The following is a 14,192-nucleotide window of genomic DNA, read 5'->3' as shown; positions in this document are numbered from 1 at the left end:
AGTTAAAAGCTGGCTTACAGTGCAGCCATTACCGCTTCTGCGGTACTCACTTCAAATGATTTGGGTGCTTCAACATTCAATAATGTCACCACGCCGTTGTCGATAATCATCGCGTAACGTTGTGAACGCACGCCGCCAAAACCTGCGGTGTCCATTTCTAGACCAAGTGCTTTAGTAAAGCTTGCATCGCCGTCGGCTAGCATCATTAACTCAGAGGCATTTTGCGCTTCGCCCCATGCTTTCATTACAAATGCATCGTTTACTGACACGCAGGCAATCAGGTCAACACCTTTGGCTTTAAACTCGTCAGCTAGTACCACAAAGCCAGGTAAATGCGCTTCTGAACAGGTTGGCGTAAAGGCACCTGGTACGGCAAATAACACCACTTTTTTACCGGCAAATAATTCAGTTACATCGTGATTAACCATACCGTCTTTAGTCAGTTGGCTTAATGTAGCTTTTGGTAGAGATTGTCCTTTAGCGATCATAATCATATTTCCTTAAGGGTGAATAAATCGGTTATCTAGGAGCCAATATTTTACGGCAACCCACGTACAGAATGGATAATACTGACTCACACAAAATTGAGATCAACAGCCCAAGTAACATACCTATAGCAATGGCTTCGGGCTTTAATAAAATCACATGCGAATAATTTTTCCATACTTCAGCTTGAATGTCTGTTTGCGGTGCAAGGATCACTTGCTGATATGGGCTATAACTGTGTTGACGAAAACGTGTTAATGCATCAGTTAACGCCACGTAACGTTGATAAATTGATTCAATGCTTTCACCACCCGCGCTAAAAACAGGATCATTATTTTGCCGATAATGGTGAATGAGCTTGCTGATATCGCCACCGAAAAAACGGTCGGCGTCGTGTTGAAATTCGGCCAAACTTTGCTTGGCTTCTAGCTGATGCGCTTCTAAGCGTTGGCCATATTGATCGACAAAACCAGGAACTTGAATACCAATCAATACGCCACAAACAAACAGCACTAAACGCAAGTAGTCCATTAAATGTTTAATCATGATGTCATCGGCTGAGATAGAGAGAAATTCACAAACGCCACAATATCACCAATCAGTAAACTACGCATCTTGTATAAACTGATGTTAATTTATTGCCGCTGATTACAAAGTTAATCTGGGCTGAATAAACTCAATAAATGCAGAAATCCGGCGCGCCACAGTAGATGATTTGTAATACATCGCACTCACTTGCTCGCGTTCGGCAACATTAATTTTGTCGTGATTTAGCAAGGTGACTAATCGCCCAGCGGCCAAATCGTCGTTAATCATAAAGCCCGACAAACACGCAATACCGTTGCCACTCAATGCCAATTGGCGCAGCGTTTCACCATTACTGCTACTGATCGTCGGCGTAATATCCTCACCGCCTTTTAGTGGCCATTGGTTAAGCACTTTTGGCTCGGTAAACCCTAACAACTCATGCCCGCCTAAGTCGGCCACTTTTTGCGGCGCGCCTCGTCGAGCAATGTAATCTGGCGAGGCGACGATGTGTAAAGCACTGTTACCTAATGGCCTAGCATATAAAGTGGAGTCGTTTAATTTACCAATACGAATCGCCACATCAGTACGTTTTTCAAGTAAATCGACATAACCCTCGTTAGAGGTGAGTTCTAGCGTAATATCTGGATACGCTTGCCTAAAATCATGCATGAGTGGCACTAACTGATGAAACACAAATGGGCTTGCTGCATCAACACGCAATCGCCCTTGCGGTAATTCACCTCGGCTCACTAGCTCATCTTCTGCCCGTTGTAATTGCAGTAAGCCCGTTCTCACTGACTCAACAAATTGCCGGCCTTCGTCGGTCAGCTCAATACGCCGGGTGGTGCGGTTTAATATGGTCACCCCAAGCTGTTGCTCAATTTTACTCACAGCCCGCGACACGCGCGCCACCTGAATATTTAACGTATCAGCCGCCGCAGAAAAGCCGCCACTGTCGACCACAGTTAATAAAATATCAAGATCATCTGAGCGAGTCAGCATACACACCTCGGGTTAACACACTGCTTAATTACATTCATTTTACACAAATATCATTTGCTAAAGACACTATTTTTTACAACTAAATTACCGTGAATAATAGCCAGCATTAAGCAACACCCATCCATATTATTGAAACCGAGGAACACATCATGCCGTTAGCCCTACTCGCATTGACGCTAAGCGCCTTTGCCATCGGAACCACCGAATTTGTCATTGTGGGGTTACTGCCCACCATGGCTCAAGACCTTAATGTTTCATTACCCTCAGCAGGCTTACTGGTTAGCTTGTATGCTCTAGGTGTTGCCATTGGTGCACCGGTATTAACGGCATTAACAGGTAAATGGAATCGTAAACATGTGTTATTAACCGTTATGGCGCTGTTTGTGGCAGGTAATGTATTGGCCTGGCAAGCCCCCGGTTATGAAACCTTAATTGTCGCGCGCATTATTACCGGGTTGGCTCACGGGGTGTTTTTCTCTATTGGCTCAACCATTGCGACCGGATTAGTGCCCAAAGAAAAAGCCGCCAGCGCTATCGCGATTATGTTTACTGGCTTAACCGTGGCATTGGTGACAGGCGTGCCATTAGGTACCTATATTGGGCAAACATTTGGTTGGCAAGCCACCTTTTTAACGGTAGCGCTGTTAGGCCTTATTGCATTGATAGGCAGCAGTTTATTGGTGCCAAACAATTTACAGCAACCTGCGGCCACTAAAATATCAGCTCAACTTAAGGTGTTAACTCAACCACGCTTATTATTAGTGTATGCCATTACCGCCTTAGGCTACGGTGGCACCTTTGTCGCGTTTACCTTTTTAGCGCCCATTTTAGAGCAAGTGTCTGGTTTTGAGTCTCACGCGATTGGTCTAATTATGTTGGTTTACGGCGTGTCGGTGGCTATCGGTAATATTTGGGGTGGCAAAATGGCCGACAAGTTAGGCCCAATCAAAGCGCTAAGTATTATCTTCATCGGTTTAGCCGCCATTTTACTGGTATTTAACTTTACTGCGGTTAACCCTATTGCAGCGGTTATCACCATTTTGGTGTGGGGCGCATTTGCATTTGGTAATGTACCGGGTTTACAAGTTTATGTGGTTAAACTAGCACAAGAGCATACACCTAATTCGGTGGATGTGGCATCTGGCCTTAACATTGCCGCGTTTAATGTGGGCATAGCATTAGGCGCATGGGGCGGCGGAATCATTGTTGAACAAGCTGGCTTAATGCATACCCCATGGGTCGGCGCGGTGATTGTATTGTTGGCATTAGCGTTAACACGCTACAGTGGCTCACTAGACAATAAAACCAATAGCGCTGCGGTATCTCGGGCAGCAGCATAATAGATGACCTTCGCTCGAGCTGCTTACAACAAATCTAGTTAGCTCAAGATAGGCCTTACAAAAAAGCAAAATCAGTTTAAATATAAGCTGTTTAGTGTTGAGCTAAGCAGCTTATTTTATTTTTCAGACTGATGCGGGGTTAATTTTGATTAGCTTGCTTCGTCAAAAACTTCTAATTCGAATTTCCCATCATAATCTGATAATTCACGTAATACATCATTCGGGTCAGCGTAGAAAAACTCTTTACGACCATTAACCATATTCACACGCTGACCAGCAAACTTATTGTGTAGGTACTTTTCTAATGTAGGGGCGTCATCAGTAAACACAAATGCATGGACATCAAACAATTCAGGGATCGATGCATCCCCGAGTTCTTTGACACGCTCATTTGGATTTGCACGACGAGTCATACCTATTTTAACCACATCTCCCCCAAATGATGCCTTATTTGAGATGATGTATACGTAGCCAGCACGCGTAGTTTGAGCTAAAGATATTGCTCTCTTTTCTTTTTCAATTAACTCATTTAGCTGTTGCTTATGAAGTTCATACAATGCTTTTTGTTCTTCTGCACCAGATTCTAGCTTAGCCAATTCTTCAGCCACTAATTTTTCCATCATTTTACGTTCTTTTTCAGCGTTCAACACTGCCGATTGAATTCGTTTATCTTCGCGTTCGGCTTCTCGTTTTAATTGTGCTTCTGCTCTTTCATATTCTTTGATGTCTTGTTTAGCTTGGTTTAGCTCGTATGATAACCTTAGTTCTTCTATTTTTAGCTCTAGATATTCACTTTTGAGGTAAGTTTCAACAATTGTGCCTGAACGATTAATCTCATTGAATTTATCTCTGGCTCTATCTATAAACCGGTTGATATTATTCCAATCCACCATCGCTGCGGCAGCTTTAAACTCATTGTCTAAGCAACGAAGACGTAATTTTATTTCTCGGTTTATCAGCTTTTTGGCTTCAGACCTCCTGCCATTAACTACAACATTATTTCCCATTTTACATACACAAGCTTCCTTGTTACTGACTAAACGTTTTAGCGAGTCTTTAACATCAGCCAGCCGAAGCTCAATATCATCAACATCTTCGCTGCTAACCAAGTGACTGTATGCGACTGAATCAGTAGTACCAACTCCTAAATAGTATTGAGATAAACGAATTTCGCTTTGTCTCAATTCTACTAGTTTAGTCTGATAGCTAAATTGCAATTCACTATACTCACTTGAAAGTTCTAAGAGTTTTTTTTCTTCAAGAGCAGCTGGGTCATAAATCTTTTGTAATGTTGAATGCTTTAAGCTCACTTCATTTAATTTTGACCGTGAATTAAATAGGAAGTATGTAGATATTAATAAAAATACGGATATAGCGATAACAATATACATAATTCTAATCCTTTAGATAAATTCAGGCATTTTGCTAGACATAGTGTTAACTGACGAATGTTCTTGTTTAATAGCCTCTCGTATTAATATGCTTTCTCTGTATTCCTTAGCTTCTACATCAAAATACCAATCACATTCGATACCAAGATCTTTCATGGCATTTGATACTTCTTGTGGTGTGGCCTTGAAGAATTCTTTTCGATAGTTTTCAACATTTACACGCTTGTCGTTAAATTTTTGATGAAGCAATCTTTCTATTCGAGGCGCATCATCGACAAACGTTAAGGTGTGAACATCAAACCTAAAAGGTACACTAGCGTCGCCCAATTCGATTACCCTATCCATGGGCTCAAGTCGGCGTGTCATGCCAATCTTAACAACACCCTCACCAAAACTACCAATGTTAGATATCACATAGATATAACCCACTCTAGTGATTTGAGCTTGTGAAGTAGCTCTTTCAAACTTAGCTTCTATTCTCTCAATTTCCTTTTGCATTTTGCTAATTTTGATCCCCATATCAACTGCATTAGCGCCATGCATTTTGAGAGCAAGCATTTTGGCTTTTTTCAAATCAGATTTACGATAATAAATCTCGTCCTCAAGATCTTCTGTATCTTGGCCTGATTGTTTGGCTTGTTCACGTAAAAGAGCTTGTTGGGCTTTCTTTTGCTGGCTCAATTCTTCTTTGTGCTCTAACTCTTTGTGCCAAGTCAGTAGCTCATGTACTTTAAGATCAACGTATTCATTCGAAATACAAACATTCGTTGTTTCACCAAGCTTTGCTAGTTGCTCTTCAAGTCTTAGCAGTTTCTTGCGAGCCGTTTCATACGTAGAGTGGCGCATTTGCCGTCTAATTACATCGAATTCAGCATTAAATGCTTTAAGCAACAAGTTTTGGTAAGCAATAACCATTTCAGTACCCTTGCTCTTACTACCGTACCAAGTCCAACTTGAATAAGCAGTTGTTGCATCTCCCCGCAATATCAAGATCAATTGTTGCTCTCTGCATTGATTGATCTGCTCTTTTAATAACTCAGTGTCATCAAATTTAAAGGCTGGAGGTAATAACCCAGCATCAATAAACGCAAGTCTATCTTTGTTATGTTGTAATGATTCTGTTAACTGCTGAAAAACGGATTGGCCTGCAGATTTTTTCTGTTGAACGTCTTGAAACGACTTCTTCATCTCACTAACTATTTCTTCCACAGATTTATTTTCAAGTAACTTCTCTATAAGCCCAATTTCATTGGTAATTTGCACACGCTTTTTGGAATTAGAATAAATAAAAAAAAGGTTTAGTGTGGTAAAAATAATCAATAATATTGTGATTATTTGATATGGCGTTGGTTCGTTAAGCATCGTGGTTGCACCTTCCATGGTCATTGAGATTTTCACTTTACTAAAGTATTCAAATAATTGCTTCTAAATATAACCTTTTTTGAGGGTATGGATTGACTCTAAATAAGATGATTAAACCTAATAAAGTTATCCTTAATTTAAATATTGGATGAAACTAGCTTTCCCACTCTGAAAATTCATCATTGCATAAATTTAGAGCTGTCAAAAAATCAATTAAAAATGATCAAGCTTATTTCTGTGCGCAAACCTGAGCCTTTTCAGATTTACCTAGCTCAAGCCCCAATCAATTCTAGGCAAGTGCTCAATAAACCACTCAAATCCGCGGCCTTGATGCTCTTTATGCCAGGCAAGATACAAGCTCTGGTTAGGTCGTGGTATTGAGCATTGTTTTTCAATCAACTCACCGCTATCAAAGTAACCTTGCACCATGTGCCGAGGTAAAAAACCAATCCCCAGACCTTGGCGCTGAGGCCGCTATTTTGGTTTCCATGGTGTTCACTTTAATCACTTGCTTGCTTTTAAACAGACCACTGCTGCGAGTCGGTAACACTTGCGCCGTATCGGCTACCACCACCGAGGCATATTCTGTCAGCTTGTCGGCTTCTAATACACCATCGACAAATGCCAATGGGTGATGTGGTGCTACCGCAAACACAAACTCGATTTCACCTATTTTATGGGTTTTAAATACACCTCGAGGTAACTCGCCAGAAGCACCAATCACAATGTCGGCACGGCGACTGTGCAACGCATCCCAGCCACCACCGACCGCTTCAACATCAATCGTAATGTCTACCGAGTGTTCGAGCTGATTAAATTGCTCGATTAACTGAAACAGCGGTGCTTGTGGGATCACCGTATCACGTGAAAGCCTGATTTCACGCTCCCAGCCAGACTCTAACTGCAGCACAGAGTCAATCAACCGATTTGTGGCCAATAAAATATCGCGGCCATGCTCTAACACCAACTTGCCTGCAGGGGTAAGCTGTGCCCGTTGTTTGCTGCGGTCAAACAACGCGGTACCCATGTCGTCTTCAAGTTTTTTGATGGTATAGGTTAATGCTGATGGCACGCGGTACAGTGATGCCGCTGCGGCAGCAAAACTGCCCTTGCGCTCAATGGCGTCCAAGGCTCGTAGTGCATCGATGGTAATCGCATGGTGCATGAATTTTCCTTATTCAAATAATTTGAACTATTAACTCAGTTTATTCCGATTTTTTATTCAATCAAGTCTCAATATACTCATCATCAATCGCTGATACAGACTTACTAAACCTTTATAAGCCATCACAGAATAGTTTAAAAATATTGAGGACAACTACCATGAAAGCACTGATTAAACGCATTACACACTCTACTGCAGGCGTTAGCACATTAGCATTGCGTGTGCCTGTAGGGATTATATTTATAGCTCACGGTGCCCAAAAATTATTTGGTTGGTTTGGTGGTTATGGCCTAGAAGGTACTGGGCAATGGATGGCATCAATGGGGATGGAACCTGGAGTGTTAATGGCCTTAATGGCTGGCAGTGCTGAGTTCTTTGGGGGCTTATTTATTCTACTGGGTTTACTGACTCGTCCAGCGGCTGTCGCACTGGCCTTTACTATGGTAGTTGCCATTGCCAGTGTTCACCTAAGTAACGGTTTATTTATGTCTAACCACGGTTATGAGTATGCTTTAGCATTATTAGCCGCTAGCGTGTCATTGGCTTTATCTGGCTCAGGTAAAGCGGCACTAGATAACGCGCTTACCCGTCGATTAGCTAAGTAATTTTCAGCTCAAATTAGCAAACCTACATTTCGATAATACCAATCAGATCCAAACACACATCTGATTGGTATCAAGCTACATTAAGCGTTAGGAGAACACCATGATCACTTTACGTCCTGCAAATGAGCGTGGCACCGCCAACTTTGGCTGGTTAGACAGCAAGCACAGTTTCTCATTTGGCAGTTATTACGACCCGGAGCAAATGGGGTTTTCTGCCCTTCGAGTTATTAACGATGACACAGTAGCCCCCGGCGCAGGTTTTGCCACTCATGGTCATCGTGACATGGAAATTATTAGCTATGTGCTGCAAGGCTCAATTGCCCATAAAGACAGTGAAGGTAATGTTGAGGTATTGCCCGCAGGAGAGTTCCAGCTGATGTCGGCGGGTAGCGGCATTAGCCACAGTGAATACAATGCATCTAAAACCGACCCATTGACCTTTTTACAGATTTGGATCCAGCCTAACACCTTAGGGAATCCACCTGACTATCAGCAAAAAAACTTTGGCCAAGCTATAGGATTAACTACTATTGCCACGCCAACGGGTGCAAATGGTACCTTGCACATAAAGCAAAATGCGACCTTATCGCAATTGATTTTAGCACCGCATTCAGAGTTAACGTACACCATTGCACCTGGGCGAAAAGTGTATGTGCATCAAATTGCTGGTGAGCTAAAAATCGAGTCAGAAAGACTCACTGCCGGTGATGGCGCTAAAATTACTGACCTACAAACTATTACGTTAAAAAATTCATTAGACGACCAGTCTACTGCACTGTTGTTTGATTTATCTTAATGCTCGCACTCTTGCTGCCTGTGAAAATGCTATCGCCGGCAGGCGTGTATTTTATCACGCACAAAAGTGATTAATTGCTAATAGGATGATTCAAATTTTCTGGGGCGTTAGCTTGCTCAACGTCTCTTAGCTTTAGTGCACTAAATACGCCAATTGCAGCCATAAAACCCATTGCCACTTGCACACCAATCACTGCAGTAAAGCCGTCTTGCCACAGAGTAATAATCTGCTCGGCAAACATCAGCCAATCGGCCATCACGGTTATTAATAACAGTGCACTGGTAAGCAGTAATAAGCGGCTAATATGACGCTTAATATTCGTCACATTAATGCTCATTACGATAACCACAAGCAGCGTTGCGACAAAACCGCCAATAAGCCAATCACCTCGTGAAATGAGTGAAGCCGGCAATAGTCGCTCAAATAAAAAACCAACGGCGGTAGCCACAATAATGCCACCACATCCACCAAGGGTTACGGCACTTGCAATGGCAATACTACGCGGAGAAGATTGCCGCAATGTTTGGCGTTTATTAATCCACAACATATTACCTGTCACTATCATTGCGCTGATGGCCATTGCTAAAATGAAGAACAGCATCCGCACTTCCATACCGGCAAAGTTAGCAAAATGCAGGCTAACAAAAACATCGCGCCCCTGACGGAATGCATTATTTTGTTCAGCATTCACTTGATTAACAACTTCGCCATTGGCAATGCGATAGGTCACTTCATCACGCTGAGCAAATCTTGCGGTATCGCTACCCCGCACTTGCACTGTTGCATTAGCGGCGCCGTAATGATGAAAAATCACATTGCGTAATTCAAAATCGTCTTGCTGCCGAGCCTCTTCAATTAGCTTAAAGGCATTGTCCATCACCATCGGATTTGAGCTTCGCGGTTCTACCACACGCTCAAAGCCTGCGTCATTTAACAACGCTTGTTGATCGCCTTGATAGATAAACATCGCAAAAGCCAGCTGAAACACAATGGCTAAGTTGAGGATTAACCCGCTAAGTGCATACATTAAGGTAAACGGCAGCGTCATTACGCCGACCACAGTATGTAAATCTAATAACTTATCGCGCCGCTGCTTATCCACTCGATACTGAAAAAAGTGTTTGAACAGTTTGCGGGCATGAATAAACACACCAGACACCAAGGCAAACAAAAACACTAAAGCCACAATACCAACAAGGTAACTGCCGCCGGGTAAGTTAAAGTTGTAATGCAGATGATAAATAAACTGCGATAATACGAAGTCATCTATGCCTGCTACCGTTTCACCTGTTTTAGGATCAACAAGAATGAGCATAGTCTGACGACCATTTTCGGCCAGCTCGTCAATAATGTCTAAATAGAAAATATAATAAGGTACTAATGTCGTGGGCATATTGATTCGTAAACGCCCATCTTGATCAACCGGATATTCCGCGAGCTTGTGCTCAACAATGCTGCCTAGTGGCAAGTCTTGCTGGCTATGTTGTACTGGATGATGTGGCGTAATAGCCCACTGTGCGACTTCGTCATGGAATAGCGTGATCGCGCCTGCCCAAAATATCAAAAACAACAAAGGCGAAATAATCAACCCAAGCCAACTGTGAAGTCCTCGAGCAGATTTTTAATCACTTTGTGTGGTGCTTGAGTCTGAGAGTTCATTGAAGAGTTCATTAATAGACCGGAATATAAAACAACAACACATTGGCAGCGGCTGTGACGGCAAACCATTTACCACAAACCATATTTGCGGCCTTGGTAGTATTACGGCTATAACAATACGCCATAACAGTAACCCACACGCAAAAGCCCAACAGCAAGCCGATAAACAATTTTAAACCAGCAGCAAACGGCAACAGGTGAAATGACAACAACACGATGCAAATTGCCAGTAATACCCCCCAAGCAAAGGCGGCAAGCGACTTTAACCACATTTGATTTAACCTTATTTAACGCCAACCATCATAATGCTGACAAATAAGGCAAAGCCTAATGAGCTAACCCACATGCTACGACCTTTAAAGTGTGCGGCGAGTAACACCAACAAAATCCACATAGTCATCACGCAAATGATCACTAATAAACTAGACACAAGTAAACTGTATGTGTGACTAAATCCCCACACTGCAAATAACATGGCAGCAAAACTTAAGCTCCACGCAAGCAGTTTAGGAAACGGCAAACCGATAAGCTGTTGTTTGTCTGACGCCAAATAAGCAAACAAACACCCTAGCCATAGAGAAGAAACGCTGATGAGTTCCATATTTACCAGCCTTAAATACAAATGATAATAATTTTCATTCATTATTATAAATCACAGCTGTAAATACAAGCATAATATCGAACCAAACGTACGTTATTAGGCTATACCATCATCGAATAGCGCTATCGCCCATGAGTGTCGATAATAACGCCATCGATTCGTCGCTCAATTAAACGCTAACGTGACAAACGAGAAGCTTGCCGCAACAACACTTAAACGAAATAAATCGATTACTAAACAAAGCATTAACATAAAACTTGTGATAACAAAATCTCATGTATTCCATTTTCAACTTACTGTATTATTAATAACTAATTTACGGACAATTGATTTCTTTACAAAGTAATAAGCATTGCTTAGGCTTAAATAATAACCAGATATAAATAAAGATTCGAACAGGGAGCGTACGATGAGATATTCCCTTGTTTATTGCACTTTACGTGTAGAAAACAAGGCAACCTAAATGCTAAAACCCATCGAGAACAACGTATGTGGCGCAGTAATATTAGGTTTAGCAGTGATAACGGTTTGGCAACCCATGATATACCTTGTCACTCAGCCAAGCACGGTCATGACTCATCAAAGTTTATCTAACCAAGTAATACCTTGGTCACGCTAGGTTGCATTAATGATCAATGAGTTAAAGGCCAACCATGCAGCGTATTGAGATGATCCAACTCCCTTAACAACGTAATACTCGATAGAGTTAGCAACCGCCATACGTCCAATAGCATTGCTATGAGCGGTTTCGTGATGTATTGAGCGTCAATCAGCTGGGGAAACACCTAGGGGCTGTTGATCTTTCAAGGTTATTTTTGCAGCGAATTGTTGGCCATTACTCATATACAAGTGCGCGGCAGAGACTTAGATGTGTAGTTATTCTACATAAAAAGTCGATAACGCAGTAAAAATGGCCAACAAACGCTGCCCAAAGGGCTCGGCTAAAAACGTTTTACTCTTTGTTGAATGGATTTTGCTTAGATGACTAGGCATCAATCCATTCGCCTCGATTAACACGTTTTTAACTCGAACAAAATTCAACCAGCAAAAATCAACAGACCCTAGCCAAAACTAAAAAGTGGGTGAGATAGTTATCAAGCCCAAGTTTGAGCATTAATTCACTGGAGAAGTGACCAATGGCAAAATTTATTTTAAATGGCAAGCCGATGACTGCCGACGTAGAAAGCGACACCCCGCTTTTGTGGGTGATCCGCGATGAACTCAACATGACCGGCACTAAGTTTGGTTGTGGTATTGGTACCTGCGGCGCATGTACCGTACATATTGGTGGCCAAGCAACACGCTCATGCATTACCCCAATATCGTCAGTCGAAGGCGCTGAAATTACTACGATTGAAGGCCTATCTGAAAACGGCGATCATCCTTTACAAATTTCCTGGCAAAAACTGCAAGTGCCGCAATGTGGTTACTGCCAATCTGGGCAAATTATGCAAGCCGCCGCATTATTAAAAGACAACCCAGCACCGACCGATAAAGATATTGACGCGGTAATGGGCGGAAACTTATGTCGCTGTATGACCTACGTGCGTATCCGTAGTGCCATTCATGAAGCTGCAAACTCAATCAAGGAGAGTAACGATGAGCAGACTGCCTAAACGTGGATCGGCAGGCATGACCCGCCGCGGTTTTTTAATTGCCATGACAGCGGTTGGTGTCAGCTTTGGGTTTCCTCGCCACTTAATGGCTGCCATGAATCCCGCTAGCCCAGACGGCAAAGTACTACCAAGTGAAGGCGACATTTACGAGCCGTCTTTATGGTACTCAATCGACACTGCCGGCAAAATTAAAGTCAACATTATGCGCTCAGAAATGGAGCCAACATGTGGGTACGGCTATTGCGCGTATTTTAGCTGATGAGCTTGAAGCCTCGTGGGATGATATTGAAATTATCCACGTAGACAGCGACCCACGTTGGGGTTATATGGTCACGGGAGGTAGCTGGTCTATTTCGCAAAGCTGGCCGGTGTACCGCCAAGCGGGCGCCGCTGGTCGTACGGCACTAATTGAAGCTGCAGCTAAAAAATGGGGCATTGCACCTGCTGACTGTAAAGCCAGTAACGGTAAAATCGTATCAAGCAAAGGCGAATTGTCGTTTGGCGAATTGGTCGAAATGGGCTTAACCCGTCAATTTACCGAAGAAGAACTCAAGCAACTGCCGCTTAAACCCAATGCTGATCTTAAATTGGTTGGCCAACAAGTTACCTCACTTGATATTGCCAATAAAACCAATGGTAAAACCGTATTTGGTATCGACGCTAAAGTAGATGGTATGGTGTACGCCAACCCGATTTTGCCGCCAACCCGCTATGGCTCAAAAGTGGTTAAGTTTGACGACTCAGCTGCCAAATCGGTTAAAGGCTATCAACAAACAATCGTGTTAGATGATGCCAGTGGCAGTGTGCCAGGTTGGTTAATGGTAATCGCCAGCAGCTTTTTTGCTGCACAAAAAGCCTCAAAGCTGGTTAAAGTAACCTGGGATGAAGGTGAAACCGCTAACGTATCTGAAGCTGACATTATTGCCCACGGTAAAACGTTACTCAACGACGCCAGCAAAGGCGGCATTTTAGACACAGGTAATGTTGAAACTGAGCCAGCGTTTGCCGGCGCAAAAAGCACTATTGCCGAAGAGTACATCACCAGCACCGTACTGCATGCGCAGATGGAACCGTTAAATGCTTTGGTATTTAAAAACCCAGACGGCATTTGGGAAATTCATTCAGGATGTCAGTGGCAATCACTTACCCTGCCTGTGCTAGCGACAGCGCTTGCAGAAGATGAAGCCAACATTGTTATCCGTAGTTACATGTTAGGCGGTGGCTTTGGCCGCAGACTTAACGGCGACTACACCATTCCAGCGGCACTCACCTCTAAAGCATTGGGCGGTAAGCCAGTCAAAATGGTGATGATGCGCCCGCAAGATATGCAATTTGACAGTGCGCGCTCTGTTTCAGTACAGCAATTAAAAATGGCTTTCGATGGCAACAAAGCGGTGACCGCGATGGAACATCACGCTACAGCAGGTTGGCCAACACAAGTTTTAGCGCCCGGCTTTATGCCTAAAGGAATCAATGGTCAACCATTTGATCCATTCTCCATTGCAGGTGCCGATCACTGGTACAGCGTAGGCGCACAAAAAGTACGTGCCGTGTCTAACGATTTAGCCATTGCCACTTTTAGACCGGGTTGGTTACGTTCAGTAGAGTACAGGTTGGACTGGTTGGGCGGTTGAAAGTTTT

The 14,192-nt window shown here is 43.0% G+C and carries 14 protein-coding genes and 2 pseudogenes; 7 read left to right on the top strand and 9 right to left on the bottom strand.

The window, feature by feature from the left end; genetic code table 11:
- Window positions 1-14: 14 nt before the first annotated feature.
- The 3 genes from N4T56_RS21025 to N4T56_RS21015 form a co-directional block, all read right to left on the bottom strand.
- Window positions 15-488, bottom strand: coding sequence for a peroxiredoxin (locus N4T56_RS21025; RefSeq protein ID WP_261734564.1), 474 nt, complete (start codon window positions 486-488; stop codon window positions 15-17).
- Between the two features lie 31 nt (window positions 489-519).
- Window positions 520-1,032 (bottom strand): DUF2937 family protein, encoded by a 513-nt coding sequence (locus N4T56_RS21020; RefSeq protein ID WP_188957696.1) that lies wholly within the window; start codon window positions 1,030-1,032, stop codon window positions 520-522.
- 102 nt (window positions 1,033-1,134) lie between these two features.
- The gene (locus tag N4T56_RS21015; RefSeq protein ID WP_261734563.1) at window positions 1,135-2,016 is read right to left on the bottom strand and encodes a LysR family transcriptional regulator; all 882 of its coding nucleotides are present in this window, start codon (window positions 2,014-2,016) and stop codon (window positions 1,135-1,137) included.
- Window positions 2,017-2,165: 149 nt separating this feature from the next.
- Between N4T56_RS21015 and N4T56_RS21010 the strand changes: the two genes are divergently transcribed.
- Window positions 2,166-3,356 carry an MFS transporter gene (locus N4T56_RS21010; RefSeq protein WP_261734562.1) on the top strand — a complete coding sequence of 397 codons (1,191 nt, stop codon included), beginning with the start codon at window positions 2,166-2,168 and terminating at the stop codon, window positions 3,354-3,356.
- A 149-nt stretch (window positions 3,357-3,505) separates the two neighbouring features.
- Here N4T56_RS21010 and N4T56_RS21005 read toward each other — a convergent pair whose 3' ends face one another.
- The 3 genes and pseudogenes from N4T56_RS21005 to N4T56_RS20995 all read right to left on the bottom strand — a co-directional run bounded on the left by N4T56_RS21005 (window position 3,506) and on the right by N4T56_RS20995 (window position 7,274).
- Complete coding sequence (locus tag N4T56_RS21005) at window positions 3,506-4,747, bottom strand: GIY-YIG nuclease family protein (protein WP_261734561.1); 1,242 nt, start codon at window positions 4,745-4,747, stop codon at window positions 3,506-3,508.
- A gap of 12 nt (window positions 4,748-4,759) precedes the next feature.
- Complete coding sequence (locus tag N4T56_RS21000; RefSeq protein WP_261734560.1) at window positions 4,760-6,133, bottom strand: DUF4041 domain-containing protein; 1,374 nt, start codon at window positions 6,131-6,133, stop codon at window positions 4,760-4,762.
- Between the two features lie 243 nt (window positions 6,134-6,376).
- Window positions 6,377-7,274: pseudogene (locus tag N4T56_RS20995) on the bottom strand (LysR family transcriptional regulator).
- 158 nt (window positions 7,275-7,432) lie between these two features.
- Here N4T56_RS20995 and N4T56_RS20990 point away from each other — a divergent pair.
- Both N4T56_RS20990 and N4T56_RS20985 read left to right on the top strand, forming a co-directional pair.
- Window positions 7,433-7,879, top strand: a complete 447-nt coding sequence (locus N4T56_RS20990) for a DoxX family protein (protein WP_261734559.1) — start codon at window positions 7,433-7,435, stop codon at window positions 7,877-7,879.
- Between the two features lie 100 nt (window positions 7,880-7,979).
- Window positions 7,980-8,675 (top strand): pirin family protein, encoded by a 696-nt coding sequence (locus N4T56_RS20985; RefSeq protein WP_261734558.1) that lies wholly within the window; start codon window positions 7,980-7,982, stop codon window positions 8,673-8,675.
- A gap of 70 nt (window positions 8,676-8,745) precedes the next feature.
- On the opposite strand, the pseudogene N4T56_RS20980 reads toward N4T56_RS20985, so the two are convergent.
- From N4T56_RS20980 to N4T56_RS20970, 3 genes and pseudogenes are all read right to left on the bottom strand, one after another.
- Window positions 8,746-10,269, bottom strand: a pseudogene (locus N4T56_RS20980) (PepSY-associated TM helix domain-containing protein); the annotation flags it as partial.
- Between the two features lie 76 nt (window positions 10,270-10,345).
- Window positions 10,346-10,606 carry a hypothetical protein gene (locus N4T56_RS20975; RefSeq protein WP_261734557.1) on the bottom strand — a complete coding sequence of 87 codons (261 nt, stop codon included), beginning with the start codon at window positions 10,604-10,606 and terminating at the stop codon, window positions 10,346-10,348.
- Between the two features lie 11 nt (window positions 10,607-10,617).
- The gene (locus N4T56_RS20970) at window positions 10,618-10,935 is read right to left on the bottom strand and encodes a hypothetical protein (RefSeq protein WP_261734556.1); all 318 of its coding nucleotides are present in this window, start codon (window positions 10,933-10,935) and stop codon (window positions 10,618-10,620) included.
- Window positions 10,936-11,398: 463 nt separating this feature from the next.
- On the opposite strand from N4T56_RS20970, the gene N4T56_RS20965 reads away from it, so the two are divergent.
- From N4T56_RS20965 to N4T56_RS20950, 4 genes are all read left to right on the top strand, one after another.
- Entirely contained in the window at window positions 11,399-11,554 is a 156-nt protein-coding gene (locus tag N4T56_RS20965; protein WP_261734555.1) for a hypothetical protein, read from the top strand.
- A 517-nt stretch (window positions 11,555-12,071) separates the two neighbouring features.
- On the top strand, window positions 12,072-12,551 hold the full coding sequence (locus N4T56_RS20960) for a (2Fe-2S)-binding protein (RefSeq protein ID WP_238104822.1): 480 nt from the start codon (window positions 12,072-12,074) through the stop codon (window positions 12,549-12,551).
- Window positions 12,535-12,810: a hypothetical protein gene (locus tag N4T56_RS20955; RefSeq protein WP_261734554.1), complete on the top strand. Its 276-nt coding sequence runs from the start codon at window positions 12,535-12,537 to the stop codon at window positions 12,808-12,810. The genes N4T56_RS20960 and N4T56_RS20955 overlap by 17 nt, the downstream gene beginning before the upstream one ends.
- Window positions 12,779-14,185: a molybdopterin cofactor-binding domain-containing protein gene (locus N4T56_RS20950; RefSeq protein ID WP_261734553.1), complete on the top strand. Its 1,407-nt coding sequence runs from the start codon at window positions 12,779-12,781 to the stop codon at window positions 14,183-14,185. The genes N4T56_RS20955 and N4T56_RS20950 overlap by 32 nt, the downstream gene beginning before the upstream one ends.
- Window positions 14,186-14,192 lie beyond the last annotated feature (7 nt).

The sequence above is a fragment of the Shewanella phaeophyticola genome (assembly GCF_025398315.1).
Taxonomy (GTDB): Bacteria; Pseudomonadota; Gammaproteobacteria; order Enterobacterales; family Shewanellaceae; genus Shewanella; species Shewanella phaeophyticola.
This window is presented reverse-complemented; position numbering and strand designations above follow the sequence as displayed.